The following is a 26464-nucleotide window of genomic DNA, read 5'->3' on the forward strand; positions in this document are numbered from 1 at the left end:
TACTTGCTGTGAAACACCCGCCTTCTTGCCAGAAGGCGGGTGTTTCTGTTCAATAAGCGCTACTTTTAGACACGCTCTGTTTTATTTTTTTAGGCTCTGCGTTTTCGCTGCCGTTTTTGCTAGTACTGGAACCCACTTTAATGCGTCAACCTCTGGAAGAGATTACCCAACTGCGGGCCGCCCTGGACGAGGCCAACTACCGTTACTACGTGCTGGATGAACCGACGCTGACGGATGCTGACTACGATCGTAAATTTCAACGCTTGCAGCAGCTAGAGACTGAACATCCGGAATTGATTACCCCCGATTCCCCTACCCAGCGCGTGGGTGCTGCCCCCGCGGATGGTTTTCCGTCGGTGGCTCACGCTATCCCCATGCTGTCGCTGGATAATGCCTTTAGCCGTGACGATATCCTCGCCTTTGCGGAACGCGTGGCCGAACGCCTCGAATGCACGGCAGACGATCTTGAGTTTACCTGCGAGCCAAAGTTGGATGGTGCGGCCGTCTCATTAGTTTATGAGCAGGGCATGTTGGTGAGTGGTGCGACCCGGGGTGATGGCCGCACCGGCGAAGGCATTACCTCTAACCTGCGCACGTTGCGCTCTGTACCGCTCAAGCTGATGGGTAAAAACGTGCCCGCGCTGTTAGAAGTACGGGGCGAGGTCATAATGCGGCATGCGGGCTTTGAGGCGCTGAACGAGCGCGCCCGGGAAGAGGGCAGCAAGGTCTTTGCCAATCCCCGCAACGCGGCGGCAGGCAGCCTGCGCCAGTTGGATCCCCGCATTACTGCAAAACGCCCGCTAGAGTTTCACGCTTACCAGGCAGCGCGCTTGGAGCCAGACTTAGGGGATACTGCGCACAGCGAATTAATGCAGCGTTTGTCCACGTTAGGCTTTCGCGCCAGTTCAGAGTTGAAGGTGGTCAAAGGCCCGCAGGCGGTTGCCGATTACTGTGAGCAGTTGGGCGAAAAGCGCGACGACTTAGGTTTTGATATCGACGGCGTGGTGATCAAGGTGAACGATCTGCGCCACCAGCGTGAACTAGGCTTTGTTGCCCGCGCGCCGCGCTGGGCAGTGGCGTTTAAGTTCCCGGCTCAGGAAGAGGTCACCACGCTTAATGATGTGGAGTTCCAGGTCGGCCGTACCGGAGCGATTACGCCCGTGGCCCGCCTGGAACCGGTCACCGTCGCCGGTGTGACGGTGTCTAACGCGACACTGCACAACGCTGATGAGATCAAGCGCTTGGATGTAATGATCGGCGATACGGTGTCGATTCGCCGGGCCGGTGATGTGATCCCCCAAGTGGTGAGCGTGCATACCGAGCTGCGGCCAGTGGATGCCAGGGAGATCGTTTTCCCCGAACACTGTCCGGTGTGCGGTTCGGATATCGAGCGTATTGAAGGTGAAGCGGTGGCGCGCTGCTCTGGCGGCCTTTACTGCGCGGCGCAGCGAAAAGAAGCGCTCAAGCATTTCGCTAGTCGCAAAGCGCTGGATATTGACGGCTTGGGCGAAAAGCTGATCGTGCAGCTAGTGGATTTGGATTGGGTGGAATCCCCGGCAGCGCTGTTTCATTTGACTGTTGAGCAGCTTAAAAGCTTGCCGCGTATGGGCGAAAAGTCAGCCACCAACTTGGTCAACGCGCTTGAAAGCGCTAAATCGACCACGCTGGCGCGGTTTATTTACGCCTTAGGTATTCGTGAGGTAGGCGAGGCGACGGCGGCCAATCTCGCTAACCACTTTGGTAGCCTTGACGCCATTCAGGCCGCTGAGTTGGAAGCGCTGAAAGCGGTCAACGATGTCGGCCCGATTGTAGCCGCCCATGTGCATACTTTCTTCCGCCAACCGCACAACCAGGAAACCATTGCCGCGCTGATTGATGCGGGCATTACCTGGCAGGAGGCGGAAGTCACCCAAGGCCCCACGCCGCTGGAAGGCCAGACCTGGGTGCTTACGGGCTCGATGGAGAGTATGACCCGTGACGAGGGTAAAGCGCGTTTGCAGGCGCTGGGTGCCAAGGTCGCGGGTAGCGTATCGAAGAAGACTACCTGCCTGGTCGCTGGTGAAGCGGCGGGCAGCAAACTTACCAAAGCCGAACAGATGGGCGTGGAAGTCGTGGACGAAGCCACCTTTATCGAACGTTTGGCAGAGTGGGAGCAGAGTGAATGAGCCGCTTTATAGAAGTCCCCGCCAGAATGCTGCCACCGGAGACCCTCAATGCCCTGCTGGAGGCGTTTGTGACCCGCCAGGGCTACGACACCACTGATACCACGGGCGAGGGCATGCACGGCTGGGTCGCCGAGCTGAAAAAGCAGCTTGAGCGCAATGAACTGATCATCGCTCACGACCTAGAGCTAGAGATGACCGAAGTGATGACTCTGGCCCAGTGGCGCTCGTTTGGGCGCGATGTCGCTGACGACGAGGAAGAGGGCGATATTTAAGCCTTTACCCTATTTGTTCTCGCCCCGAATAATCGCGCTGATTATCCGCCGCCCAGGGTGCAGGTGATCGACCAGCGGCGTTTCCAGCGGCATTGGCTCATCGCAGATTCGTGAGGCGATTACCTCGGCACACAGCGGCGCACTGGCGAGGCCTCGCGAGCCGTGGGCGGTGGATATCCACAGGCCGTGATGGTGCCTGCCAGGTATCTCCGCCACGCGGGTGGCATCCTTGCTTAGCAGTGAATAGTCTGTCCTCCATGCCTCTGCGACCGGCACTGGGCCTGCGTAAGGCGTCTTGTCGGGACTTGCCGCACGCACCGCCGCACGGCCCTGAAGTTTCTCTGGGCTCAGCTCAATACCTGCCTGTTCCAATTCCGCTACCAAGGCGGGCAGCGTCTGACGCAGCTCATCGATATTGCGCTGATGGTCGTCATCCGTCACGTCAGTGGTCGCATTGTTGGGTACAAAACTAGCGCCGAAGGTCAGCACGCCATCTAAAGCGGGCGCCACATAGCCGCCAGCACAGACGACGCGTTTAGGGCCCGCCACCGCATCGGGTAGCGTTAGCTCGCTTATCTGGCCGCGCACCGACTGTAGCGGTAATTCCGCCGTTTGCGTAAAGCGGTTAGCCAAATGGGCGCTGGCAATCACCACTTGATCCGCTTCCAGCATGCGTCCATCGGCTAAGTTGAGCTGCCAGCCGTTCTCTTGCTGGTTAAGGGAGCTGACGTCGCCTTGCTGCACACTCACGCCTGGCTGGCTAAGCAAATGCTCACACAGCGCCTTAGGCCTTACCCAGCCCGCCTGTGGATAATAAAGTCCGTGAGGGGCATTGAGGGTGATTGCCGCCGTCTCGGTTAACGCCGGGTTCTCCATGCCAGTGACGACGTCAGTTGGCAGCGGGTGTTGCTCGATAAAACGCTGCTGGCGGCGGGCCTCTTTATCGCTGCTTGCCAACTGCACCACGCCGCAAGGCTGCCATAAGGCTTGGGTGGCGTGTTGTTGCGCCAACCAGCGCTGGCTATACAGCAGCCCAGCGAGATACACCCGGCTTTGGTGGTTGGTCTCGGCGGCGAGCTTTACATACAGCGCGCCCTGGCGATTACCCGAACCGCCTGCACCGGGCGCCTCGCGCTCGACCACCGTTACCTTAATGCCCCGCCGTGCCAACGCTGCCGCTACGCTGCTTCCCGCCAACCCGGCGCCGACAATTGCGACATGCATGGCAGCGTGCTTCTCAGCATGCTTTGAGAAAGCCGCAGGCGGTGGGGTAAACCAGGGCGTGGCCTGGCGTCGGTGATCCGCAGGCGGGGTTTCGATACTGCCCGCTAGCATTTCCCGCTTGCGGCCATAGCCCGGCACTTTCTTCCAGTTAAAGCCCGCCGCTTTCAGGCCCCGCTTAACGATGCCTGCGCAGGTAAAGGTGGCGAAAGTTGCCCCGGGGCGAGAACGCGCGGCCATGGCGTTAAACAATTCAGGCTGCCACATATCGGGGTTTTTAGACGGCGCAAAACCGTCTAAAAACCAGGCGTCGACCCGACCATCCAACTGCTCCAGGCGCTCAGTGGTATCGCCAAAATGCAGATCAAGGGTGACGCGATCGGTTAAGTGCAGGCGGTGAATGCCGCTCACAGCGGCGGGCCACTGGGCGCAGAGTGTCTGTGCATAAGTCGCCAGCGAGGGCCAGCTCGCTAATGCTTGTTCAAGGGCGCCTAGCTCAAGGGGAAACTTCTCTGTGGATAACAGGTGTAGTCGTGCACTGGGTGGCGCATGTTGTTCAAAACAGGCCCAGGCGCAGAGTATATTGAGCCCGGTGCCAAAGCCGGTTTCGCCAATCACAAAGGGCCGCGCGGCTTCCCAGGCGGCAAAGCGTTCGGGTAGGTGGTTGGCACCCAGAAATACATGCTCCGTCTCTGCACGCCCGTCGCCACGGGTGAAATAGATGTCATCAAACGCTGTAGCGTGTGGGGCGCCATCGTTCCAGGTAAGGGTTGGCGCTGTTAATGCTGCAAGCGAAGGCAAAGCGTTTGAACGTTGGGTCACGCAGGTATCCGTATTGATGAACAGGTGGTTAAAAAATGATCAATTTGTCGGCGAGGGCGTTATCTCTGGCTTAGCGCAAAGCGTCCGCCGGGTTTGCACAGAGTTTTCCACAGGCTCTGTGAAAAAGCTGATGGGCCCTCCACACTCGCCTATTGGCGTCAAGGCATAACTTTTTTGAACGGCTTAACAATTACCTTGGCATAGACCCCGGCAATCATGTAGGGGTCGGCGTCGGCCCATGCCTTGGCGTCTTCCAGGCTGTCGAATTCCGCCACTACCAGGCTGCCGGAAAAGCCTGCATCGCCAGGATTTTCAGTATCGATGGCAGGGTGGGGCCCCGCCAGTACCACGCGGCCTTCATCGCGCAACGCTTCCAGGCGCGCCAAATGGTCTGGCCGAGCCGCCAAGCGACGCTCTAAGCTATTGGGTACGTCTTCACTCATAATGGCATACAGCATTGGGGTATAACTCCTTGATAAGACGAGGATGCAAAGTGACCGTTAATTGACCGCACTGGTATAAGCGCGCACCATATCTTACCCATTAAGAAGGGTTCATTCACAGCTGAAAAGCGCATTCTGACAAACTGGCCACACGGCGTCATGCTTATGCCCCGACTTCCCACTACCTTTGATGCCGATCAGCGCTACCCGGTTGATTTGCACATGCACTCAACCGCGTCCGATGGCGCTTTAACGCCCACCGAGCTGGTAACCCTGTGTGCCGAGCGCGGGCTGACGCACATGTCGCTTACCGATCACGATACCATGGACGGCATTGAGGAGGCGGGCCGCGCGGCGGAGCAAGCCGGGCTGTGTCTTATCCCCGGCTGTGAGTTATCCACACGCTGGCAGGGTATCAATATCCATGTCGTGGCGCTGATGCCCGGCGGCATACAGGGGCCGATGGTAGAAGGCTTGATACAGCAGCGTGAAGCGCGCATACAGCGTGCTGAAGTGATTGCCGAAAGGCTGGAAAAAGTCGGTTTATCCAACGCGCTGGAAAAAGCGCGCCTGCACGCAGGCAGCGACCGCCCCCTAGGCCGCCCGGACTTTGCCCGCGCGCTAGTGGCTGAAGGCGTGGTACCCGACTGGGCCAGTGCCTTCAAACGCTATTTAGGCAGCGGCAAAAAGGGCGATGTTAAAGCCCATTGGCCGGAAATCAGCGAAGCGGTGGGCTGGATTGTCGCTTCCGGCGGGGTGGCCGTGATTGCTCATCCACTGCGCCACGGCCTAACCCGGCGTAAGCGGGGCCTATTGATGGATACCTTTCAGGCGGCGGGCGGCCAGGCAGTTGAACTGGTCAGCGGTCAGCAGAACCCGGACAGCACCCGCGACCTGGCGCGTCAGCTAGTGGAGCGCGACCTTTACGCCTCCATGGGCAGCGACTTTCACTTCCCAGGCAGCCATGCGGCCCCCGGCAGCATGAGCCTAGTGCCGCGCACGGCGGCACCGCCCATATGGCAGCACCCGCGATTGGTACACCTGCGCGATGCGCCTGCAGGAAAGCTAGCTGCAGAGTAACTCGCTCAGCGCTTACACTGTGTTTGTTATGTGAGTGCTGTATAAGAAGAGTCTACGAATAGGAGTCACGTATGAGCCAATATTTTCAGATTCACCCGGAAAACCCCCAAAAGCGCCTCATCGATCAGGCGATTGCGATTATTCGCAAAGGGGGGGTGGTCGCGTACCCCACTGATTCGGGCTACGCCCTTGGCTGCCACCTGGGTGAGAAGAAAGCCATCGAGAAGATCAAATGGCTGCGTTCACTGGACGATAAACACAACTTCACCCTGGTGTGCTCCGATCTCTCGGAAATTGGCACCTACGCCAAGGTGGATAACGACGTATTTCGGCTGTTGAAAGCCCACACCCCAGGGCCTTACACCTACATTCTGGATGCCACGTCTGAAGTGCCGCGTCTGCTGCTGCACCCTAAACGTCGCTCGATTGGCGTGCGGGTGCCGGATCACCGCATTACTCACGCCTTATTGGCCGCATTGGGTGAGCCGTTGATGAGCGTCACGCTGATCCCCGTGGGCGATGACCGGCCCATGAATGACCCAGAAGAGATACGCGAGCGTTTTGGCGCGCATCTGGATGCCATTATCGACGGTGGCGCCTGCCATTTAGACCCCACCAGCGTTATCGATCTGCGCGAACTGCCCCCCATCATAATCCGTGAAGGGCGCGGGGATATCACGCCCTTCCAGGCATAGGGTTAGACGTTAGCTAGTCAGAAGCGGGATCTGCTTTTTCGTCTTTCTCGTGTGTCTCGTCTTTTTTGCGCGGGTCTTCGCTGTGTTCGTCCAGCCAGGTCCCGCAGCGCAAGCAATAGCGGGCGCGCTTTTCATGGCGTTCGTGCCCGCAGCCGGGGCATGCTTCTTCGGAGTAGCGCTCTTCACGTATCGAGCGAATCACCTGAGCAGAGAAGACCCCGGTAGGCACGGCGATAATCGAGTAGCCTAGTAGCATCAGAATCATGGTGATGGCCTTGCCCAGCGCGGTGGCGGGCACGATATCGCCGTAACCGACGGTGGTCATGCTGACGATAGCCCAGTACATCGACATCGGAATGCTGGTAAAGCCCGCCTCGGGGGACTCAAGGGTGTACATCAACGCCGCGAATAGCGTGATGACCATAAAGATAGCGCTAAAAAATAGCAGAATCTGACGCAGGCTCCGCTTCAGTGCATCCAGCAGTAGTCGCGCTTCTCCGACAAACTCCATCAGGCGCAGAATACGAAAAATGCGCAGTACCCGCAGAAGACGAACAATCACCAGCCCATGGGCGCCGGGCACCAAAAGCACTAGCCATGTGGGCAGCACGGCAATCAAGTCGACGATCCCGTAAAAGCTTCTTAGATAGAGCGTTGGCTTTTCCAGGCAGTAGATACGTAGCGCCAGTTCAATGGTGAACAGCAGCGTAAACGTCCATTCAAGGTAGAAAAATACTTCACCATAGCGTTCGGCATAAATCTCGATGCTGTCCAGCATTATGATCGTGACACTCATCAGAATCGCCACGATCAAGGCGATGTCAAAGGCTTTTGCCCCCGGCGTGTCAGACTCAAATATGATATGAAACAGGCGGGTGCGTAGGCCTTCTGCGCCGGGGGTTAGGTGAAAATTCATTGCATCATCCTGAAGTGAGCCTCAATGCCGTTCTCAATAGAGCGTTAAGCGCTAGCGTAGCGCGGTTTGGTACGTCAAGCGATGGGCCAGTGCCAACGCCGCTTTACCGTAGGCCGTGTTGGGCTGGCCATGCTTATCAAGCGCGCTGGGAAGCACTTGGGCATAGCCCCGCGCAGTGCCATCCAGTGCGGGATGGTCGGCGAGGGTGGCCAGCGCCTGCTGGGCGTTGCCAAGAAAGCTGGCCTGTTGGCTGTCATGGTAGGCATCCAGCGCCAGTGTGGCACGGTGCAGCCACTCCGCCGGGGAGTGCGCTTCGGGTAGCAGCCACTGCTGGGTGCTAAGCGCGTTGCCACGGGACGCCTTGCTACTGTCCGAGGGCCGCAGCGGTACCTGCTCGGCAAGCGTTAATGCCAGTGCCCACAGTGCTTCTGGCTCGCCGTCTTTTAATTCGAGCTCGGCTTCACGAATGGGCGTGCGGTATCCACCGCTGATAATTTCGCCCTCATCCAATACCAGCTCGATATGACTCTCCTGTTCTTTTGCACCCTCCTTTAGCTGCCAGCTTCGCCGTGTGAAGTCGGTGCTAAGCTGCGGGGCGAGGGCATCTAGTACACCGCTTAGCTCACCTTGAAAAGGGGGAAGCTTGGCGATTGAGGCGAGGTCCAGTTCTGGACCGGCAATCTGCCACTCCCACTCTTCTCGTTGCGATAGCCCACCGCCGCCCTGGCCTGCGGTTTTCACCGTTTGCAGCACTTGGTCGTCCACTTGGCGCAGGCGCAGCGCAATACGTGCCTTGGCCAGATCGCCCTGGGGGGTATCAAAGTAGGTGTTGGTCAGCGATTGCTTACGCGCGGTGTGTGAAGCGAGATGCGGGTGTTGAATAAGTGCCGCAGGCCCTGAAGGGGCAAGGGCCAGTTTAAGTTCCACTTCCATGGGGGTTAGACGTTTCATGACACTAGCCACCTCGTTATCGTGACATTTAGATGAATATTTGATTACATTTGTGAACTTTTCATGACGGCGGCGGGCGCACTCTTTATACTGGCGCCGCCATTTCCCGGCTCCCCGAAAATAGGCTAAAAGGCATTATGGTTACCTCCAATCCTTTTTCTTCGATGTTTGGCCGCTCGCCATTCCAGCCGCTATTGGCCCATATCGTCAAGGCGAATGAGTGCGCCGATCAACTGCTGCCGTTTTTTGAAGCAACCCTTGCCAATGACTGGGACAAAGCGGCCGAACTGCGCGAAAACGTCACCCGTTTAGAGCATGACGCCGATACGCTGAAAACAGAGCTGCGGCTGAACCTGCCCAATACCATGTTCCTACCGGTATCGCGTTCTGATCTGCTCGACCTGATCAGTGTGCAGGACAAAATCGCCAATAAGGTGCGCGACATTACCGGCATTATGCTGGGACGTAAAATGCGCGTGCCGGACGAGTTGGCCGAGCCAATGCGTGATTACATCCGCACCAGCGTTGCTTGTGTTGCCCAGGCGCGCCAAGCCCTGGAAGAGCTCAAGGATCTGCTCGAATCGGGCTTTGGAAAAAACGTTTCCGATGTGATGCAGAAAATGATCCGTGAACTGCACACCCTCGAGCATCAAGCCGACGATCAGCAGGTGACGATTCGCCGCCAGCTATTCACGCTTGAGAGCCAGCTACCGCCAGTAGATGTGATCTTTCTCTACAAGATCATTGAATGGGTTGGCGAACTATCTGATCGCGCAGAGCGTGTGGGTAGCCGTCTGCAGATCCTGACTGCCCGCTAAGGGGACCTACATGCTGATTATTGCCCAGTACGGTGAAATCTTCATTATTCTGGCCTGTTTGTTCGGCTTCTTTATGGCATGGGGCGTTGGTGCGAATGACGTAGCCAATGCGATGGGAACCTCGGTGGGGTCGAAAGCGATCACCATCAAACAAGCCATTCTTATCGCTGTTGTTTTTGAATTTCTCGGCGCTTGGTTGGCTGGCGGCGAAGTTACCAATACGATCCGTAAAGGTATTATCGACCCGGAGCTTCTGCGGGATGACCCGCAACTGCTGGTATACGGCATGCTGGCAGCCCTGCTGGCTGCGGGTACATGGCTGCTGGTAGCGTCCATGAAAGGCTGGCCCGTTTCTACTACCCACTCGATTGTCGGCGCGATTGTTGGCTTCGCGGTCGCGGGGTTAGGCCCTGCAACGGTCGACTGGGGCGCGGTGGGCACGATTGCCGCTAGCTGGGTCGTTTCTCCTTTGCTGGCGGGTACGATCGGCTTTGTGCTGTTTAAATCGGTGCATCATCTGATTTTTGAAGATGCCAATCCGTTTACGGCCGCTAAACGCTACGTACCGGGCTATGTGTTTCTGGTAGGTTTCATCGTTTCGATGGTCACGCTGACCAAAGGGTTGTCCCATGTGGGGCTGGACCTGTCCTTTAATAAGAGCCTGCTGCTATCGATTTTGCTGGGGCTGGTGATTATGGGCATTGGTTTGGTGATGCAGCGGCGTATCAAGTTCGAGCACAACACAAATGATCACTTCGGCTATGCCAACGTAGAGCGCGTGTTTGGCGTGCTGATGATTTTCACTGCCTGCGCCATGGCTTTTGCCCACGGTTCAAACGATGTGGCCAATGCGGTTGGCCCGCTAGCGGCAGTGATCAGCGTGGTCCAAACCGGCGGTGAAATTGGCAGCTCTGCGCTGGTGCCCTGGTGGGTGCTGGTACTTGGCGGCAGCGGCATCGTGGTAGGCCTTGTTACCTACGGTCATAAAGTTATCGCCACGGTAGGTACGGGCATTACCGAACTTACGCCGAGCCGCGGTTTCGCTGCTACCCTGGCGGCGGCCACGACGGTCGTACTGGCTTCAGGCACCGGTCTGCCGATTTCCACGACCCATACGCTGGTAGGGGCGATTTTAGGCGTCGGCCTCGCGCGCGGGATGGCCGCCCTCAACCTGCGGGTTATCGGTACGATTGCGGCATCTTGGCTGATCACCTTGCCTGCCGGTGCGGGTCTTGCGATTTTGTTCTTCTTTATGTTCAAAGGCATGTTCGGCTAATAAATAGCTAGCAATCAAGCAGTACGCCAACGCTCGAACGCATTAAGAACTAGAACGACCTAAGCGATAAAATCACAGCGGCATCTTCATGTTTATCTGCATTAGATTGAGCAGATTTGCATTAGAAGGTGCCGCTGTTTTTTGTGCTCTGGTAAAGTAGCCCATTGGACGTGGTAAACGTCTGATGTTTCTTTCACCTGCTGCCGGAGAGCGGCCCTTGGATACGCGCTTCCCCTTTGTTGATTGGTTTCGTAACGCCTCCCCCTACATTAATGCTCACCGGGGGCGAACCTTTGTCATCTTAATTGAGGGCGAAGCGATGGCATCTGGCCGAGGGGAGCAACTGATTCAAGATTTGGCGCTGCTGCATACGCTAGGCGTGCGCCTGGTCGTGGTCTTTGGCATTCGCCCCCAGGTGCATGAAGCGCTAACTGCCGCAGGCGTAGAGCCCACGCGTATCGATGGCCGCTGGGTCGCCGACCGCGACGTGATGGCCCATGTAGAGCAGGTGGCCGCCCACCAGCGGCTGTGGCTGGAAGCGCGGCTTTCGCTAGGCCTGCCCAGCACGCCGCTGCACGGTGTTGAGCTAAGCGTTATCTCCGGTAATCTGGTCACTGCCAAGCCACTTGGAGTGCGTGAAGGCGTTGATTTCGACCATAGTGGTGAAGTGCGCCGGGTGCGGGCCAGCGCCATTGAAGGCCTATTGGAAAAAGGCTCGCTGGTGCTGCTGCCGCCACTGGGCTTCTCCAGTACCGGCGAAGTGTTCGATCTGGACGCCTCGGAAGTCGCCCAACACGCCGCCGTGGCGCTGAAAGCCGACAAGCTGATTCTGCTCGGTGAGTCCGAAGGCTTGGAAGATGAGCACGGCGCGCTGCTGCGCCAGCTCTCGCCAGCGGAAGCAGAGCCGCGTTTAACCCATGCTGCACCGGGCAGTGAGTTAGCCCGTCACTTGCAGGCCGCCTGCACTGCGGCACGGGAAGGCGTGGCACGCACGCACCTGCTCTCCTGGCACAACCATGATGCCCTGCTGGGCGAGCTGTTCACTCGCGACGGCGTGGGCACCATGATTACCCAGCACCGCTACGAACAGCTGCGCCCGGCGACGTTGAACGATGTGGCGGGGCTGTTGGAACTGCTGGAGCCGCTAGAGCGGCGGGGCATGTTGGTCGCACGCTCAAGGGAGCGCCTGGAACACGAAATCGATGACTACATGGTGATCGAGCGCGACGGCATGGTGATCGGCTGCGCCGCGCTGCATGTGTTTACCGACACTAGTATTGCCGAACTCGCCTGTGTGGCGGTGCACGACAGCTACCGCGGCGGCGAGCGCGGCGAGCGCTTGGTGGAAGCCATGGAGCGCCGCGCCCGTCAGCGCGGGTTAAACGAAATGTTCGTGCTGACCACCCACACCGCCCACTGGTTTGTCGAGCGCGGCTTCCGCGCCGCCAGCCTGGAAGACCTACCCCCGCTGAAACGCGAAACCTACAACCATGCCCGTAAATCGAAGGTGTTGGTTAAGCAATTAGCGTAATGCGCTTTTAAAAGGGGTAACCGTTAGCACGACTGTTTTATGAGCTGGAACCCGGCGCTATTGAAAACAGCGCGGGCATTGCTTGCGCCTCTTGCTGGATAGCGTCGTCGATTGGCGTGTCGTAGGTTTTAAGCAGATAGCCCAACACCGAATAGAAACCCACCATAGCGATCAGGTCGATCACCGCCGCGCGCCCGATCGCCTCGGCAAGTTCTGCCTCCTGCTCCTGGGCCAACATGCGCTTATCGAATAACGCATCCACGGCGTTAACGATCAAACCGTCAACGCCTTCTGGGTTACCGCGAATTGCATTAATCCGATGCTCAGAAAATCCCAGTGCGCGTGCACGACTAACATGGTGCGCCCACTCGTAGGCTGACCCCATACGCAGGCCCGCGCGTAAAATCACCACTTCGGTCAGTTCCGGGCCTAACGCATTCTCCTTAACAACGTGTTGGCGCAAGGGTGCCCATGCGCTAAGCAGGGCCGGGTGGTGGGCCATGGTGCGATAAACGTTGAGTGCGCCCGCAAAGCCTTCGCGTAAATCAGCGATCTCTTTAGGCCAGTCGGTGTCGGAAATAGGCGGGCAGGGAGAAGGGGTCATGGGGGCTCCATTCAGATCATTATTCAGATAGTCGTTTATTGTGTCATTACTCGGCGATGGCGGCGGTTATGGCCTCGGCAATACGCTCAATGATCAGGTCTACTTCGTCTGGCGCAATGATATAAGGCGGTGCCAGCAAGATGTGGTCGCCGTGAATACCATCAATAGTGCCGCCCATTGGGTAGCTGATCAGGCCACGCGCCATGGCCTGCCGCTTGATCTTGGCGTAAATCTTTCTAGTCGGATCGAAAGGCGTTTTGCTTTCCCTATCCGCCACCAGCTCGATACCGCGAAACAAGCCTCTGCCGCGAATATCGCCCACATAGGGCGATGCGCCGAGCGCCGCTTCCAGGCCGCTCTGCAGTCTCATGCCCATGGTGTTTACGTTAGCCAGCGTCTCCGGCCGTGCAATGATCTCAACCACTTTGTTAGCGGCCGCAGCGGCCACAGGGTGGCCCAAATAGGTATGTCCATGCTGAAACAGCCCAGACCCATTGGCGAAACTGGCATAGATGTTGGCCGATAGCATCACCGCGCCGATAGGTTGATAGCCGCCGCCCAAGCCCTTGGCGATCGTAACGATATCCGGCGTTACCCCATCCTGTTCGCAGGCGAAGACGGTGCCGGTTCTTCCCATGCCGCACATCACTTCGTCCAGAATCAGTAGTACGCCGTACTTATCACAAATAGCCCGAACGCGTTTGAAGTAATCCGCCTCAGAGGCGACCGCCCCTAAGGTAGCGCCGACCACGGGTTCGGCAACGAAGGCCATGACTTCTTCAGGGCCAAGTTCCAGAATCTTCGCCTCAAGCTCCTCGGCAAGCCGTGCAGCGTAGGCCTCGGGCGTCTCATCGGTGGCCTTGTCGCGATATGAATAGCAGGGCGATACATGGTGGGTTTCGGGCAGGATGGGCTGAAACTGCTGGCGCCGCATGGCATTGCCACCGGTGGCCAACGCGCCAATGGTATTGCCGTGGTAGCTTTGGCGTCTGGCAATGATGTGCCGCCGCTGGGGCTGATTAATCTCGACAAAGTACTGCCGGGCCATTTTTAGTGCCGCTTCAACGGCCTCCGACCCACCCGACACCAGGTAGACGTAATCCAGCCCTTCGGGCGCTAAAGCCACCAGTTTTTCGGCAAGCGCCTCGGCGGCATCGGTAGTGAAGAAGGAGGTGTGGGCGTAACAGAGGCTATCGATCTGTGCGCGCATGGCAGCCAGCACTTCCGGGTGGCCGTGCCCTACGCTGGTGACCGCAGCGCCTCCCGAACCATCCAGATAGCGACGCCCCTTGGTATCGGTGATATAGACGCCCTGTGCCGACGCGGCATGAGGCAGGGCCCCGCCGATACTGCGGTGAAGAATACGCGTCATAGCCCATGACCCTCATTATCAAACGGTTAGAAATTTATATAACAAGGAGATTGGCACACTCATAAAGATGTTTGCAACAAATAAATCATTTTAATATAGTGTGAAACACGCGGATCATTTATTCACACAACCAACCCTTATTTCTTCACAGAGCCAACCACTATGCAGCCGAGCGATTCGCTGAGAGAGCAGATGATTGCCCAGTACGATGCCATGTCTGCGCAGCTGCAACAGGCCGCTCGCTACGTGCTGGAGCACCCGGAGGAAGTGGCGCTGGTGTCCATGCGCGAGGTGGCGCGCCTGGCGGGTGTGCAGCCCGCCACCATGACTCGGCTGGCCAAGTTCTTGGGGTTAGCAGGGTACGACGAACTCCGGGCGCAGCATGCGGCGGCTTTACGTCAGGGAGGGGATGGCTTTGCGGCCAAGGTTCGCCAGCGGGTCAATGAAGGCAGTGAAAGGGGAGCAAGCGATACCGCCTTGCATATGCTTCAAGGGCTGAGTGCCCAGCTTGCGAAGCTCTGTGAGCCCGATTCGCTGCGGCGGTTGGAAGCGACAGCCGATAGGTTGAGGTCAGCGAGAAAGGTGTACGTGCTGGGATTACGTTCCAGCCATGCCGTTGCCTGGCACTTCCATTATGTGATGACCCTACTGGGCGAGCGTTCGGTTCACCTGGATGGGCCTGGAGGAACCGGCGGAGACGCGTTAATTCGCGCTACGCCTGAGGATGTCATGCTCGTTATCTCCATCAAGCCTTATGCAACAGGGGCGCTGGAGCTTGCCCAGCTGGCAAAAGAGCAGGGGGTGGGCATTGTTTCTATCACCGATAGCGAGGTGTCGCCGCTGGTAGCGCTGTCAGAGCAGGCCGTTTTTTGCCCCACGGAAAGCGATAGCTTTTTCCATACGCTAACCCCGGCATTAGCCATCTCCGAAGTGCTGTGCAGTTTATTGGCGGAATTCGACCGGCCTAAGACGCTAGACGCTTTGCAGCAAGCGGATGAACACCTCTCGCATCTCAATACCTACTCGACGGCTATCCCTCGGCGGGATTGAGAAGCGCAGCCAGTAACGTTTGGCTACTGACTAGTGCGCTCGCAATAGGGTAAAGGGCGGCGCTAAGCCGCCCTGTTAATCGGCTGGTTAGCTTAAGTATTTAAGATTACGCCGCCATTCAGGTGCATGGTCTGGCCACTCATATAGGAGGACTCCTCGCTGGCCAAATAGACATACGCAGGCCCCATTTCGCTGGGCTGCCCAGCGCGCTTCATAGGCACCTGACCACCGAACGACGCCACTTTTTCATCCTCAAAGCTGGCGGGAATCAGCGGCGTCCAAACCGGCCCCGGTGCTACGGCGTTCACGCGGATACCGCGATCCATCAGTGACATCGCCAGCGAGCGCACCAGACCCTGAATAGCGCCCTTGGTGGCGGTGTAATCGATCAGCGTATCGTTGCCCTTAAAGGCATTGATCGATGAGGTGGCAATGATAGTGTCGCCTTCGCTGAGATGCGGCAGGGCTGATTTGGTGAGATAGAAGTGGCTGAAGATATTGGTCTGGAAGGTGCGCAGCAGTTGATCATCGGGGATCTCGGTAATGTCGTCCCAGTCGTACTGCTCGGCAGCGTTATTGACCACAATATTGATCTTGCCGAAGTGGTCGAGCGTACGCTTAACAATTTCACGGCAAAACGCTGGCGCTGCCACATCGCCTTTCAAAACCAAGCAGCGACGGCCTTCAGCTTCCACCAGCCGCTTGGTCTCTTCCGCATCTTGGGTCTCTTTCAGATGAACGATCACACTGTCGGCACCTTCGCGGGCATAGTGCACGGCCACTGACCGACCGATACCACTGTCGCCGCCGGTAATAATCGCTACTTTATCCAGCAGCTTTTCGGTACCGCGGTAGCTGTCACGGATATATTCAGGCTCAGGGCGCATGGCGTGTTCGTCGCCCGGCTGTTTATCCTGATGCTGGGGTGGTTGGTGTTGATCACTCATGTGCGGTCACTCCTTTGTTGGCACACGTTGGTTTTTACATACGGTTAGCCATCGTAAAACATCACTGATTAACCACTGCTCAGGCCCTCGTATCCTCGAATGCCTTCACGCTGTTAACGTAGACCAGGGTGGTAATAACGGCAAACTGGGGGCAAACGCATAGCGATAAAACGGTAGGTCACCTACAGACCTGATAGCGAAAGATTATTAATGCTATCAAGTTTGCTCATATACTTGGTGTAATGTCGTTTTTAATTTTAAGTTTTTGTTTTAATTAGTTTTTTAATTAACGGTAGAGGTGGCTGTGTTGTCGATTCAGCATGGGGGTGAATTGCAAGTTGAAGAGGAAACACTACAGTTAAGTCAGCCAGGATAGGAGGCAACACAAATGCCTCCAACCCTTTCGCTCACCCATAACGGTAAGGAAGAAGCGATGACTCAAGTTCCCGGAGATGATAAAAAAGCCCCTAAAGAGAAGGACGACCATCATGATGAAGCCAACCCGATGCCGGACACCCATCATGTAAACCCGGAGTCCGATGACGATAAAAAGTCAGGCAAAGGTTCCAAGAAATAAGCTACGCAACATTGTTTCTATGCAGAATTGTTTAGGCCAACGCTAAACAACAAAGGCGCTACTTCCGGTAGCGCCTTTTCTTTCAGCGCTAAACCTCTATGTTGATAGAGGGCGTTGAAACGGAAACGTCACCTAGCGAGGTAGGCAACAACTGTCCCAATGAGGAGTAGAGGGCCTCAGAAGAGGAGGCTGCAACCGCTCGATCCGTTTTTTTCCATGGATTCTTCAGCTTTCTTTAGCTCCCTACGGGCTTCCTTGTCTTCTTCTCTCAGCCGAACCTTAAGTTCGTTAACCGCTTCACGCAGCGCTTTTTGGGCGTCAGTCAGTGCGCCGCGTAGTGCGTGTTCACTTGCGCTAGGGCTATTGGACTTCGAGCGGTCGTCTTCATTCTGAATGAGGTTGGGCAGGCTAGGTAAGACGCCGAGCTCGGTGGATTCATCACCTTCAGGCTCGCCCGCTGCTTTCTCTGCTTCTTGCTCAGCTTTTTCCTCGGCTGTTTGTGCGCTGGCCTCGGCTTTTGGGGCGTAGCTTGATACGGTTGCCGGGGCACTCTCATCGCCACCCGTCGGGGCCGCAGCTGATTCGGCTCCGCTGGGTTGAGCTACCGCTGTTGGAACTGCTGCCGTTGGAGCTGCTGGCGATGCAACTGCTGTCGTCGAAACCACAGAGGGGATAGCCGTCATGCCGGCACCACCGCCCCCTTGGCTGTTCAGCAGCTTAGCCGCACCGGCAAGCTCACGCGCAATGCTCTTGAGCTCCTTGGCCATGTTTTTAAGCTGTTCAGGAGAGGCGAAGGCCATCATGGCTTTCAGCATTTCAATCCGCTGGCGCAAAAAGCCTACTTTATCGCTGGCCTGCTGCTGGGAGGCCTCTTTGGGAGTCGGTAGCGACGCTAAACTCTCCAGAGCCTCCTGCTGCTTTTTAACCCGCTTTGTGAACGGGTCGTCTTCAGCAGGCGCGCTCTTTTGCGGGGCGACGCGGGTGGGCGTTAAAAACTGCGGCTTATCTTGGCGCTGTTGAATCAGTGTAAATGACGAAAATCCTATCTTCATGGCGGTATCCTCACCTCATTGTTAGAAGATATCGGCCATTTAACTTAGGTCTTTAGACGTCGCTTAACTTCCACGCTGAGCCTGCCTTCGCCAAGCTTCAGTTTCAGCTTCTGACCGGGCTGAGTATCTTCCGCGCGGCGAATCACCTGCCCCTGCTCATCCTGGGCAATCGCATAGCCCCGTCCTAAAACCGCCAGCGGGCTGACCGCATTGAGCTCCCGCGCTGCGGCTTTCAAGCGTGCCTGTCGGTTCTCTAGCTGGCGCTGCATGGCAGAAGCCAAACGGCGCTGTAACTGGCTCACGCGTTCACTTTCCGCACGATGCAACCGCCGCATATCCTGGCTGGCTAAACGCCTGCTCAGCTGCGTCACCTGCGCTTTTTGTTGGCCGAGCGCTTGCTGCATGGCGCGATTCAAACGTTGGTTGAGAGCGGTTAAGTGCTGGCGCTGACGGTTGAGCTGTTCGCCGGGGTGGCGCAGCTTGGCCCGCAGGGTATCCAGCCGTTGGCTGTCGCGTTCCAGGCGTGCCTGCATAGCCCGCTGCAAACGGCTGTGTTGATGTTCAAGCTGGCGCTTGAGGGTGTTTTGATCCGGCACCAAGCGTTCGGCGGCGGCCGAGGGGGTAGGCGCGCGCATATCCGCGGCAAAATCCGCCAGGGTGATGTCCACCTCGTGGCCCACCGCCGACATCACCGGCAGCCGGGAGTGAAAAATTGCCCGTGCCAGATGCTCATTATTAAACGCCCAGAGGTCTTCCAGGCTACCGCCGCCGCGGGTGATCAAAATCACGTCCCGCTCCGGGTCTAGTCGTGCCTGACGGTTAAGCAGTGCCAGCGCCGATATCATCGCCGGGGCGGCTTCGGCGCCTTGCACCGGCACCGGAATCAGCGTGACGTCCGCCAGCGGCCAGCGCGCTTCCAGCACTGCCAGCACATCGCGAATCGCCGCTCCGGTGGCCGAGCTTAAAATCAGCAGCTTGCGGGGTGGAAAGGGTAGCGGCCGGGCGTTGGCAAACACGCCTTCGCCTTCCAACTGCGCTTTCAAACGCTCAAAGGCCGCCAGCAGCTCGCCCAGGCCTGCCGCCTGAACGGCCTCGGCAATCAGTTGATAATCGCCGCGGGGCTCGAACAGCGACACCCGCCCGCGCAGCTTGACCTGATCACCGTCGCGCATGGGTGCCGACACAAACCGTGCCCGCTGTCGAAACAGTGCGCAGCGGATCTGCGCCCGGTCATCCTTCAACGTGAAATAGACATGCCCAGAAGCGGGGCGGGAAACGTTAGAAAGCTCGCCCTCCACCCACACTTCGCCCACATCGCGCTCAAGGGTCTGCTTGGCGCGTTGGTTGAGTTGGCTGACGGTGAGGGCTTTTGCAGCTTCTTGCATAAAAAATGCCTTGTTCAAGAAAGTCGGGCTGTGTCTAAAACGTGTCAGTAAATAGCGGACTTTCGTTAATAAACAGCAGCCCATTAAGCCTAACAGCATACGTCATTAGCATTTGGTATAAGCACAACAGCTTGACTGCATTGCTGGGACACCCCTCAAAACGCTATAATAGGCGATTAACCTTTCACGCCCCACTTCCTCTCAATCAGGGTGTTGCCGCTATGCTACGTATGGCCCAAGAAGCACTAACGTTCGATGACGTACTCCTCGTTCCCGGCTTCTCCGATGTTCTTCCCAAGGATGTCAGCCTCAAAACCCGCCTGACCCGCAATCTTTCGCTCAATATTCCGCTACTTTCCGCTGCGATGGACACCGTTACCGAAGCGCGTCTAGCGATTGCGATGGCCCAGGAAGGCGGCATCGGCATCATCCATAAGAGCATGGCCATGACCCAGCAAGCCGCTGAGGTGCGTAAGGTCAAAAAGCACGAAAGCGTGATTGTGAAGGACCCGGTTACCGTTAGCCCCAAAGCCAAGCTCGAAGACCTGCTCGCCATGGCGCGTGAAAACGGCTTCTCCGGTTTCCCGGTGGTAGAAGGCGAAACCCTGGTGGGTATTGTGACCGAGCGTGACATGCGCTTCCAGCCCAACCACGGTGACAGCGTCGCGGACATCATGACTCCCCGCGAGCGTCTGGTGACCGTCAAGGAAGGCACCGATCTCGAAACCAGCAAAGCCAAGATGCGCGAACACCGTATCGAGAAAATGCTGATCGTCGATGACGAGTTCCACCTGCGCGGCCTGGTCACCTTCCAGGATATCGAAAAAGCCCGCACCTACCCAATGGCCGCTAAAGACAGCGACGGCCGTTTGTTAGTCGGCGCGGCGGTGGGTACCGGCCCGGAAACGCCGGATCGCGTCGCGGCACTGGCCGAAGCCGGTGTCGACGTCATCATTGTCGATACCGCCCACGGTCACTCCAAAGGGGTGATTGATCGCGTACGCTGGATCAAAGAGCACTTCCCCAATATTCAGGTGATTGGCGGCAACATTGCCACCGCTGGCGCGGCCCGGGCGCTTGCCGAAGCTGGTGCGGACGCCGTGAAAGTCGGTATCGGCCCTGGCTCGATCTGCACCACGCGCATCGTGGCAGGCGTTGGCGTACCGCAAATCACCGCGGTTTCCAACGTGGCCGAAGCGCTCAAAGAGTACGACATTCCGCTGATTGCCGACGGCGGCATCCGTTTCTCCGGCGACCTGGCCAAGGCGATTGCCGCTGGCGCGAGCGCCGTGATGGTCGGTGGCCTGCTGGCCGGTACCGAAGAAGCACCGGGCGAAGTCGAACTTTACCAAGGCCGTACCTACAAAGCCTACCGCGGTATGGGTTCCATGGGCGCCATGTCCCAGAATCAGGGCAGTGCCGACCGCTACTTCCAGGATAAGAGCGAAGGTGCCGAGAAGCTGGTGCCGGAAGGCATTGAAGGCCGCGTACCCTATAAAGGCATGATGGGCGCTATCGTCCACCAGCTGATGGGCGGTCTGCGCGCTTCCATGGGCTACACCGGCTGCCGCGATATTCAGGAAATGCGCACCAAGCCGGAGTTTGTACAGATTACCGGCGCTGGCTTTAATGAATCCCACGTCCACAACGTGCAGATCACCAAGGAAGCCCCCAACTACCGGGTGAGCTAACCAGCACTTTTAGTTAAAACGGCGGCGGGCATTGCTCGCCGCTTGCTTTTTGGCCTTACCAGCGGCACCCGCACCGCTTAACCGAGACCCCGCCATGAGTGACATTCACGCCCATAAGATTTTGATTCTCGACTTCGGTTCGCAATACACCCAACTGATCGCCCGCCGCGTTCGCGAGATCGGTGTTTACTCCGAAGTCCGCGCGTTTGATATCACCGAAGAAGAGATCCGCGAGTACAACCCGAACGGCATTATCATGGCCGGTGGCCCAGAATCCGTGACGGAACTGGACTCCCCGCGCGCGCCCCAGTGCGTGTTTGAAATGGGCCTGCCGGTGTTTGGTATCTGCTACGGCATGCAGACCATGGCCGAGCAGTTGGGCGGTAAGGTAGAAGGCTCCAACCAGCGTGAATTCGGCTACGCGCAGATTCAGATTGACGAAAACAATGCCCTGTTCAAAGACATCAAAGACCACGTAGACGCTAAAAGCGGCAAAGCCCTGCTGGACGTATGGATGAGCCACGGTGACAAGGTGGCTGAAGCGCCCGCCGAGTTCACCGTGACCGCCTCTACACCGAGCTGCCCGATTGCCGCCATGGCTTGGGAAGAGAAGCAGTTTTACGGCGTACAGTTCCACCCGGAAGTGACCCACACCCTGCAGGGCCAGCGGATTCTTGAGCACTTCGTGCTGGATATCTGTAAAGCCGAAAAGCTGTGGACACCTGCGCAAATCATCGAAGACCAGGTACAGCGCGTGCGCGAGCAAGTGGGCGACCGCCACGTACTGCTCGGCCTCTCCGGCGGTGTGGATTCCTCTGTGGTTGCCGCGCTGCTGCACAAAGCCATTGGCACCCAGCTGACCTGCGTATTCGTCGACAACGGCCTGCTGCGTAAAGCGGAAGGCGACCAGGTCATGGAGACCTTCGCCAAGCACATGGGCGTGAAGGTGATCCGCGTAGACGCCGAAGACCTTTTCCTCGGCAAGCTAAAGGGCGAGAAAGACCCGGAAGCCAAGCGTAAGATCATCGGCAACACCTTCATCGACGTGTTCGATGAAGAGGCCAGCAAGATCGACGGCGTCGACTTCCTGGCCCAGGGCACCATCTACCCGGACGTGATCGAATCCGCCGCCTCTAAAACCGGCAAAGCACACGTGATCAAATCTCACCACAACGTGGGTGGCCTGCCGGAAACCATGAAGCTCAAGCTGGTCGAGCCGCTGCGCGAACTGTTTAAAGACGAAGTGCGCAAACTTGGCCTGGAGCTCGGCCTGCCCTACGATATGGTTTACCGCCACCCGTTCCCTGGCCCCGGCCTGGGCGTGCGTATTCTGGGTGAAGTAAAGAAAGACTACGCTGACATCCTCCGCGATGCCGACGCCATCTTCATCGAAGAGCTACGCGCTTCCGGCTGGTACGAAAAAACCAGCCAAGCCTTCGCCGTGTTCCTGCCGGTGAAATCCGTAGGCGTAGTAGGCGACGGCCGCCGTTACGAATGGGTCATCGCACTACGCGCGGTAGAAACCATCGACTTCATGACCGCCCGCTGGGCGCACCTGCCCTACGAGCTGCTGGAGAAGGTCTCCAACCGGATTATCAATGAGTTGGAAGGGGTTTCGCGGGTGACTTATGACGTTAGTAGTAAGCCGCCTGCTACTATTGAGTGGGAGTGAGTTTGCCTAAATTTAAAAAGCAAGGGGGCAGCCCTTGCTTTTAATTAATTTTGATGTGATTGTGAGGCTATTGATTCATGGTGAACGATATGGCCTATTATGAAGATACGGCTTTCTTAAAAGCATGTTCAAGCGTTTTCTCTTCTAGAAATATAAATGAGACAGCCTGGTATGGCAGTACCGAAAACAATAACTATATTTTTAATGTATTATCTAGACAATATATCGTTGATAAGAAAATGGGGTTAAGAGATTTTTTTGACTGCGTATACTGTATTCTCTTAAACCATAGAAGAAGCGAATACGTCTACAAAAACACAATGATAAAAAAGAAGATATATGGCACTTATAGCCCTAAGACAACAATTTGGATTCCAGAGGTGAAAATAGCTGGTGCAAGAGCTGATGCTATATTTGTTAATAAAAATAAAAAAGCTGTGGTATATGAAATCAAGACAGAATTAGATAGCCTTTCTCGCTTACGTGATCAGGTTCAGGCATATTATCGGTGTTTCTCAAATGTGGTATTAGTGGTTGATTCGAAACATAAAAGTAAAGTGGCAGACTATGTTCCAGAGAGCGTGGGTATTAACGTACTCACCAAGAATAAAACTGTCAGTGTAGTAAGGGAGTCGAAAGATTTTTTTGGCTTGCTTGATAGTGCAAGTATGTTTGATCTTTTGAAAAAAAAGGAATACGAAAGTTTAGCTTGTTCGCTTGAGCTAGATATATTAAGTTTTTCAAAATTTGAAAGATGCAAAAGAATAAGAGATCTTTTTTCGAAAGAGTCACCCATAAAGATGCATACGGCATTATTGTCTGTTCTAAGTGATAGGGTTGAAAATAATGTTAAGCCTAGTATTGTTGATTTTATACCAGACTCGCTAATTGCTGCTTTTTATGAGTATAAGATAAGAAAGTGCGATTGGTTAAGTTTGATAGATAGATTCGACAAGCCTATTATAATATAATTCAATTCAAGGGGTTTATATGTATTGGCCATACCTTAGATCAAAACAAAATGAAGTGTTGGCGTTTAGAGATTTAGCCGTAAACCTTAGTCCTTTAGTAGTGCCAATATTCAAGCCAGTGACATTGTATGCATTTGAAAATAGAATTAAGTCTATTCTTGATAGTGGATTAAGAGTTTCAATTGTCGTAAATTCTGATCAAGGTGATCCTATTCCTCAGTCTCAGGAAGTTTTGAGAATTGTTGGTGATTTAATCACTCGAAATCCGGGTTTTATTTTTCCTGCACTAGAGGTTTCATCTACTACAAATATTAAGGATATTAAAGTATTTGATTCGATGTTTAACGGCGTGCAAACTGTTTTTGTACACAGGAATCACTTGTTTAATGAGGCAGGAATACAGTCTCAGATTGTTAATTTTATTTCCCCAGTGCATGTTTTTCATTCTGGGGAAGCACCTTCTCATATTATAAATGGTTTCCAGAAAAATAGTAGAGTTTTAATAAGGGATGGTTTTTCTCGCCAAAACGTTAATGGTGATTATCCAGCGCAATCTAATTTTGATGATCTTGTCTACAACTATAATTCTTTAGGATTTAATGGCTTTGGAGATTGTGCATCCGTTGGGGACTATTATGCTAAAGGAGGCGGGAATCCAGCCCATGTGGCTTTGCATTTGACTGAAGAAAGAAGCAAAAACATTATTTGCAACCATTTTGTATCATCCTCTGCGCCTGGGTCTTCTACTGAGGATATGTATTGGGATGCACTAGGCAAGCTTATGCAATATGTAGGAAACCCACCTTCACAACCATTTAACACTTCAGGTGTTTATGACTATGTGAACAATTACGTTTCTGGTTCTTATAAGGCATTAGGGTTTCCGAAAAAGTGCTCCATAAAACATCATGTGGAAATGATTGATCGAATTATTTCAAATGGAAGAGTGGCTTTTGTTTAAATGTGTAAATAAACAAATTTTTTATAAGTTGTTGCTTTTATGTAAGTCAAAAAGGCAATATCTATTGCTTTTCTTTGGTTGGCTTGAAGATGGAAGTCTGTGTCGGTTAGATTAGTTTGGTTAGAAGTGAAAGTTGCACGGTAATGCTTGTAGTCGACGCTTTTTTAATGGTCAATATTTAAATGCGCTTCGACTTGGCTATTGAGTAAGTAGTCTATTGAAGACAAGATAGGTTCGCGCATGTAGCACTACGTTGCTTTCACTCGTTCAATCCACATGGTTACGATTGCCATGAGTACCTTAGAGGTTGTGGTTCTTAAACGTAGAAATGGCTTGTAAGGCATGCACAGCAAAAAAGGTGGTATAGAGTGTCTGTAAATTCACACGAAACAACCCCTGTTGCTTTTCTGTTCGCTGCACCTCTTGGCTCTGAAGAGATAGAGGAGTGGCTAGATGAGGCATTTCTTCGCGCGCTGAAGATTGCCGACCCAAAGGGTAAAGTGGAAACACGGATTTATCGTGGTGGTGTGCTGCTGCAACAGCTTTGCTATAAGCCTGGAACGATTAAAATCGAGTCGGCCAAGAATCAAAAACCTAATAGCGCGGTAACTTTTCAGACGAGCCTAACCAAGCATCCTGACTTGGATCTTTATGCTACTCTCGTCGGAGATTTTGTCGAGACGTGCCTTGAACGGTGGCATACGGTAGATCGTGAGAGCTTTTGGGAAAAAGTAGGTCGACGTTCACTAGATGCCACGTTCGTGCCGATGCTTGCACAGAATATCGCCTCAAAGATGGATCAGAAGCTACGCTCCCATCCGCTTTATATAGGTGCTGTTTCACCTGATCTAGGCAATCCGCTTCACTGCTACCTGTTTATTGAGGCTATGTTTAAGGACGCGTTTCTTCGTGGTGGGCGTGTGTATGTAGAAGGCGGTTATCCTGGAACTGACGATGCTTTTTTCATTGGTGCCGAGGAATTTTCTCCTTCAGGGCTGGGCATCGTTCCCTATGATCAGTTCGATAATGCTGCACCTCCGCTAGCTCTTCCCTCAGGCCTAAGTGCCCGTGGCCTAGTTAGCAAAATGCGGATGGAGCAGCGAATGGCGCTTGATGTTCATCAGAAGGTCATGCATGACTTAAGCTTTAGCAGATCACTATGCGATCTGAACCGAGAGTTTGAATGGGATATTTCTCAGCTACCTGATGCTTTAGAAGAAGTCAATATTCAGGCCAGTAAGATTGTGGCCTATCTGCTCAATCCTGACCACAAGAAAAATGGAGGTAAGGCAAAGTTTTTTGAAGACCATCTAAGAATTATTAAATCAGATAAGACCTATCTTCACTGCCAGCTTGTAGACGCTCTTCGTAATGTCATCTATGAAGATGTGGGCATTGATGAATACGGGGTTCGCTTTAAGGCGAATTTGCCTGTCATCGGTAAGAATGGAGAGACAGCGACTATCGAAACAATCTGGATTGTGCGGCTCGGTGAGCGAGCCTCGTTTGTTACCGCCTATCCTGGCAAGAAAAATCCTGAACTTGAAAAGAAGGCTAGTATCCCTCCGCTGCTTTCCGATAACCTGAAAGGTAATGAACGCTGGAAAACGCTTTACGACCTTGCGCATGCATCCGGGTTAGAGGCTATGAATGCATGTATTCCTAAGCCGCTCGTGGTCGAAAACCAGGTTTATATGGAAGGTGATTGTGGCGGAGCTTCTATCGTTCTTGAGGACGGGCGAAAGTCTTTTGCGCGGTGGCTCAGAAATAATGGGCGAGGTTACAGCCATTATAAATCTGGTTATGTAATTTCTGCTGAACGTATTGCCCAGTCCGCTGAATCTGCCATGGCGTATGCCGATGCTTTCGCGCGCGTGCTGCGCCGGAATAGCATCGTTTGCCGTTCAGAGATATACTACACTTGACTGATTTTCTTGATCTCATTTGCCTGTGTAACTATGGCTAAAGAGACGGTCTGTCGTAAATAGTCGA

At 55.1% G+C, this 26464-nt stretch carries 23 protein-coding genes; 14 read left to right on the forward strand and 9 right to left on the reverse strand.

Going from position 1 to position 26464, the window contains the following annotated elements:
* The first annotated feature begins 140 nt into the window (after positions 1-140).
* Positions 141-2165 carry an NAD-dependent DNA ligase LigA gene (gene ligA, locus QEN58_RS03545; RefSeq protein ID WP_280105781.1) on the forward strand — a complete coding sequence of 675 codons (2025 nt, stop codon included), beginning with the start codon at positions 141-143 and terminating at the stop codon, positions 2163-2165.
* Positions 2162-2437 carry a YheU family protein gene (locus QEN58_RS03550; RefSeq protein ID WP_280105782.1) on the forward strand — a complete coding sequence of 92 codons (276 nt, stop codon included), beginning with the start codon at positions 2162-2164 and terminating at the stop codon, positions 2435-2437. The genes ligA and QEN58_RS03550 overlap by 4 nt, the downstream gene beginning before the upstream one ends.
* Before the next feature lie 9 nt (positions 2438-2446).
* Here the strand turns inward: QEN58_RS03550 and mnmC are convergent, their stop codons facing one another.
* Both mnmC and QEN58_RS03560 read right to left on the reverse strand, forming a co-directional pair.
* Positions 2447-4480 (reverse strand): bifunctional tRNA (5-methylaminomethyl-2-thiouridine)(34)-methyltransferase MnmC2/FAD-dependent 5-carboxymethylaminomethyl-2-thiouridine(34) oxidoreductase MnmC1, encoded by a 2034-nt coding sequence (gene mnmC, locus QEN58_RS03555; RefSeq protein ID WP_280105783.1) that lies wholly within the window; start codon positions 4478-4480, stop codon positions 2447-2449.
* 158 nt (positions 4481-4638) lie between these two features.
* On the reverse strand, positions 4639-4938 hold the full coding sequence (locus QEN58_RS03560) for a YciI family protein (RefSeq protein WP_280105784.1): 300 nt from the start codon (positions 4936-4938) through the stop codon (positions 4639-4641).
* Between the two features lie 144 nt (positions 4939-5082).
* Here QEN58_RS03560 and QEN58_RS03565 point away from each other — a divergent pair, with 144 nt between their 5' ends.
* Positions 5083-6003 carry a PHP domain-containing protein gene (locus tag QEN58_RS03565; RefSeq protein ID WP_280105785.1) on the forward strand — a complete coding sequence of 307 codons (921 nt, stop codon included), beginning with the start codon at positions 5083-5085 and terminating at the stop codon, positions 6001-6003.
* A 71-nt stretch (positions 6004-6074) separates the two neighbouring features.
* A complete protein-coding gene (locus QEN58_RS03570) occupies positions 6075-6698 on the forward strand; it encodes an L-threonylcarbamoyladenylate synthase (RefSeq protein WP_280105786.1) in 624 nt (207 codons plus the stop codon).
* Between the two features lie 13 nt (positions 6699-6711).
* Here QEN58_RS03570 and QEN58_RS03575 read toward each other — a convergent pair whose 3' ends face one another.
* Positions 6712-7614 (reverse strand): ion transporter, encoded by a 903-nt coding sequence (locus QEN58_RS03575; RefSeq protein WP_280105787.1) that lies wholly within the window; start codon positions 7612-7614, stop codon positions 6712-6714.
* Positions 7615-7665: 51 nt separating this feature from the next.
* Positions 7666-8565, reverse strand: coding sequence for a CYTH domain-containing protein (locus QEN58_RS03580; protein ID WP_280105788.1), 900 nt, complete (start codon positions 8563-8565; stop codon positions 7666-7668).
* Positions 8566-8702: 137 nt separating this feature from the next.
* Between QEN58_RS03580 and QEN58_RS03585 the strand changes: the two genes are divergently transcribed.
* From QEN58_RS03585 to argA, 3 genes are all read left to right on the forward strand, one after another.
* The gene (locus tag QEN58_RS03585) at positions 8703-9383 is read left to right on the forward strand and encodes a TIGR00153 family protein (RefSeq protein WP_280105789.1); all 681 of its coding nucleotides are present in this window, start codon (positions 8703-8705) and stop codon (positions 9381-9383) included.
* Positions 9384-9393: 10 nt separating this feature from the next.
* Positions 9394-10659: an inorganic phosphate transporter gene (locus QEN58_RS03590; protein WP_280105790.1), complete on the forward strand. Its 1266-nt coding sequence runs from the start codon at positions 9394-9396 to the stop codon at positions 10657-10659.
* Positions 10660-10876: 217 nt separating this feature from the next.
* Positions 10877-12190, forward strand: a complete 1314-nt coding sequence (gene argA / locus QEN58_RS03595; protein ID WP_280106892.1) for an amino-acid N-acetyltransferase — start codon at positions 10877-10879, stop codon at positions 12188-12190.
* Between the two features lie 37 nt (positions 12191-12227).
* Here the strand turns inward: argA and QEN58_RS03600 are convergent, their stop codons facing one another.
* Positions 12228-12794 (reverse strand): carboxymuconolactone decarboxylase family protein, encoded by a 567-nt coding sequence (locus tag QEN58_RS03600; RefSeq protein ID WP_280105791.1) that lies wholly within the window; start codon positions 12792-12794, stop codon positions 12228-12230.
* 46 nt (positions 12795-12840) lie between these two features.
* On the reverse strand, positions 12841-14166 hold the full coding sequence (locus tag QEN58_RS03605; protein ID WP_280105792.1) for an aspartate aminotransferase family protein: 1326 nt from the start codon (positions 14164-14166) through the stop codon (positions 12841-12843).
* Between the two features lie 162 nt (positions 14167-14328).
* Between QEN58_RS03605 and QEN58_RS03610 the strand changes: the two genes are divergently transcribed.
* Positions 14329-15216 (forward strand): MurR/RpiR family transcriptional regulator, encoded by an 888-nt coding sequence (locus tag QEN58_RS03610; RefSeq protein ID WP_280105793.1) that lies wholly within the window; start codon positions 14329-14331, stop codon positions 15214-15216.
* A 92-nt stretch (positions 15217-15308) separates the two neighbouring features.
* Here the strand turns inward: QEN58_RS03610 and QEN58_RS03615 are convergent, their stop codons facing one another.
* Entirely contained in the window at positions 15309-16163 is an 855-nt protein-coding gene (locus QEN58_RS03615) for an SDR family oxidoreductase (protein WP_280105794.1), read from the reverse strand.
* Between the two features lie 388 nt (positions 16164-16551).
* Here QEN58_RS03615 and QEN58_RS03620 point away from each other — a divergent pair, with 388 nt between their 5' ends.
* Entirely contained in the window at positions 16552-16740 is a 189-nt protein-coding gene (locus QEN58_RS03620) for a hypothetical protein (protein WP_280105795.1), read from the forward strand.
* A gap of 176 nt (positions 16741-16916) precedes the next feature.
* Here QEN58_RS03620 and QEN58_RS03625 read toward each other — a convergent pair whose 3' ends face one another.
* The gene (locus QEN58_RS03625) at positions 16917-17792 is read right to left on the reverse strand and encodes a hypothetical protein (protein ID WP_280105796.1); all 876 of its coding nucleotides are present in this window, start codon (positions 17790-17792) and stop codon (positions 16917-16919) included.
* Positions 17793-17836: 44 nt separating this feature from the next.
* Positions 17837-19177, reverse strand: a complete 1341-nt coding sequence (gene xseA, locus QEN58_RS03630; RefSeq protein WP_280105797.1) for an exodeoxyribonuclease VII large subunit — start codon at positions 19175-19177, stop codon at positions 17837-17839.
* A gap of 221 nt (positions 19178-19398) precedes the next feature.
* On the opposite strand from xseA, the gene guaB reads away from it, so the two are divergent.
* The 5 genes from guaB (at position 19399) to QEN58_RS03655 (ending at position 26397) form a co-directional block, all read left to right on the forward strand.
* Complete coding sequence (gene guaB / locus QEN58_RS03635) at positions 19399-20868, forward strand: IMP dehydrogenase (RefSeq protein WP_280105798.1); 1470 nt, start codon at positions 19399-19401, stop codon at positions 20866-20868.
* Positions 20869-20962: 94 nt separating this feature from the next.
* Positions 20963-22540 carry a glutamine-hydrolyzing GMP synthase gene (gene guaA, locus QEN58_RS03640; RefSeq protein WP_280105799.1) on the forward strand — a complete coding sequence of 526 codons (1578 nt, stop codon included), beginning with the start codon at positions 20963-20965 and terminating at the stop codon, positions 22538-22540.
* 89 nt (positions 22541-22629) lie between these two features.
* On the forward strand, positions 22630-23511 hold the full coding sequence (locus tag QEN58_RS03645) for a sce7726 family protein (protein ID WP_280105800.1): 882 nt from the start codon (positions 22630-22632) through the stop codon (positions 23509-23511).
* A 19-nt stretch (positions 23512-23530) separates the two neighbouring features.
* Positions 23531-24472 (forward strand): sce7725 family protein, encoded by a 942-nt coding sequence (locus tag QEN58_RS03650; RefSeq protein WP_280105801.1) that lies wholly within the window; start codon positions 23531-23533, stop codon positions 24470-24472.
* 368 nt (positions 24473-24840) lie between these two features.
* Positions 24841-26397: a DUF6883 domain-containing protein gene (locus QEN58_RS03655; RefSeq protein ID WP_280105802.1), complete on the forward strand. Its 1557-nt coding sequence runs from the start codon at positions 24841-24843 to the stop codon at positions 26395-26397.
* Positions 26398-26464 lie beyond the last annotated feature (67 nt).

Source organism: Halomonas alkaliantarctica (genome assembly GCF_029854215.1).
GTDB classification, from domain to species: Bacteria; Pseudomonadota; Gammaproteobacteria; order Pseudomonadales; family Halomonadaceae; genus Vreelandella; species Vreelandella alkaliantarctica_A.

What these genes read in the sequence shown, in the direction of transcription:
- ligA (WP_280105781.1), top strand. Translation starts at nt 141, where the DNA reads ATGCGTCAACCTCTGGAAGAGATTACCCAACTGCGGGCCGCCCTGGAC.
- QEN58_RS03550 (WP_280105782.1), top strand. Translation starts at nt 2,162, where the DNA reads ATGAGCCGCTTTATAGAAGTCCCCGCCAGAATGCTGCCACCGGAGACC.
- QEN58_RS03560 (WP_280105784.1), bottom strand. Translation starts at nt 4,938, where the DNA reads ATGCTGTATGCCATTATGAGTGAAGACGTACCCAATAGCTTAGAGCGT.
- QEN58_RS03565 (WP_280105785.1), top strand. Translation starts at nt 5,083, where the DNA reads ATGCTTATGCCCCGACTTCCCACTACCTTTGATGCCGATCAGCGCTAC.
- QEN58_RS03570 (WP_280105786.1), top strand. Translation starts at nt 6,075, where the DNA reads ATGAGCCAATATTTTCAGATTCACCCGGAAAACCCCCAAAAGCGCCTC.
- QEN58_RS03575 (WP_280105787.1), bottom strand. Translation starts at nt 7,614, where the DNA reads ATGAATTTTCACCTAACCCCCGGCGCAGAAGGCCTACGCACCCGCCTG.
- QEN58_RS03580 (WP_280105788.1), bottom strand. Translation starts at nt 8,565, where the DNA reads ATGAAACGTCTAACCCCCATGGAAGTGGAACTTAAACTGGCCCTTGCC.
- QEN58_RS03585 (WP_280105789.1), top strand. Translation starts at nt 8,703, where the DNA reads ATGGTTACCTCCAATCCTTTTTCTTCGATGTTTGGCCGCTCGCCATTC.
- QEN58_RS03590 (WP_280105790.1), top strand. Translation starts at nt 9,394, where the DNA reads ATGCTGATTATTGCCCAGTACGGTGAAATCTTCATTATTCTGGCCTGT.
- QEN58_RS03600 (WP_280105791.1), bottom strand. Translation starts at nt 12,794, where the DNA reads ATGACCCCTTCTCCCTGCCCGCCTATTTCCGACACCGACTGGCCTAAA.
- QEN58_RS03605 (WP_280105792.1), bottom strand. Translation starts at nt 14,166, where the DNA reads ATGACGCGTATTCTTCACCGCAGTATCGGCGGGGCCCTGCCTCATGCC.
- QEN58_RS03610 (WP_280105793.1), top strand. Translation starts at nt 14,329, where the DNA reads ATGCAGCCGAGCGATTCGCTGAGAGAGCAGATGATTGCCCAGTACGAT.
- QEN58_RS03615 (WP_280105794.1), bottom strand. Translation starts at nt 16,163, where the DNA reads ATGAGTGATCAACACCAACCACCCCAGCATCAGGATAAACAGCCGGGC.
- QEN58_RS03620 (WP_280105795.1), top strand. Translation starts at nt 16,552, where the DNA reads ATGCCTCCAACCCTTTCGCTCACCCATAACGGTAAGGAAGAAGCGATG.
- QEN58_RS03625 (WP_280105796.1), bottom strand. Translation starts at nt 17,792, where the DNA reads ATGAAGATAGGATTTTCGTCATTTACACTGATTCAACAGCGCCAAGAT.
- xseA (WP_280105797.1), bottom strand. Translation starts at nt 19,177, where the DNA reads ATGCAAGAAGCTGCAAAAGCCCTCACCGTCAGCCAACTCAACCAACGC.
- guaB (WP_280105798.1), top strand. Translation starts at nt 19,399, where the DNA reads ATGCTACGTATGGCCCAAGAAGCACTAACGTTCGATGACGTACTCCTC.
- guaA (WP_280105799.1), top strand. Translation starts at nt 20,963, where the DNA reads ATGAGTGACATTCACGCCCATAAGATTTTGATTCTCGACTTCGGTTCG.
- QEN58_RS03645 (WP_280105800.1), top strand. Translation starts at nt 22,630, where the DNA reads ATGGCCTATTATGAAGATACGGCTTTCTTAAAAGCATGTTCAAGCGTT.
- QEN58_RS03650 (WP_280105801.1), top strand. Translation starts at nt 23,531, where the DNA reads ATGTATTGGCCATACCTTAGATCAAAACAAAATGAAGTGTTGGCGTTT.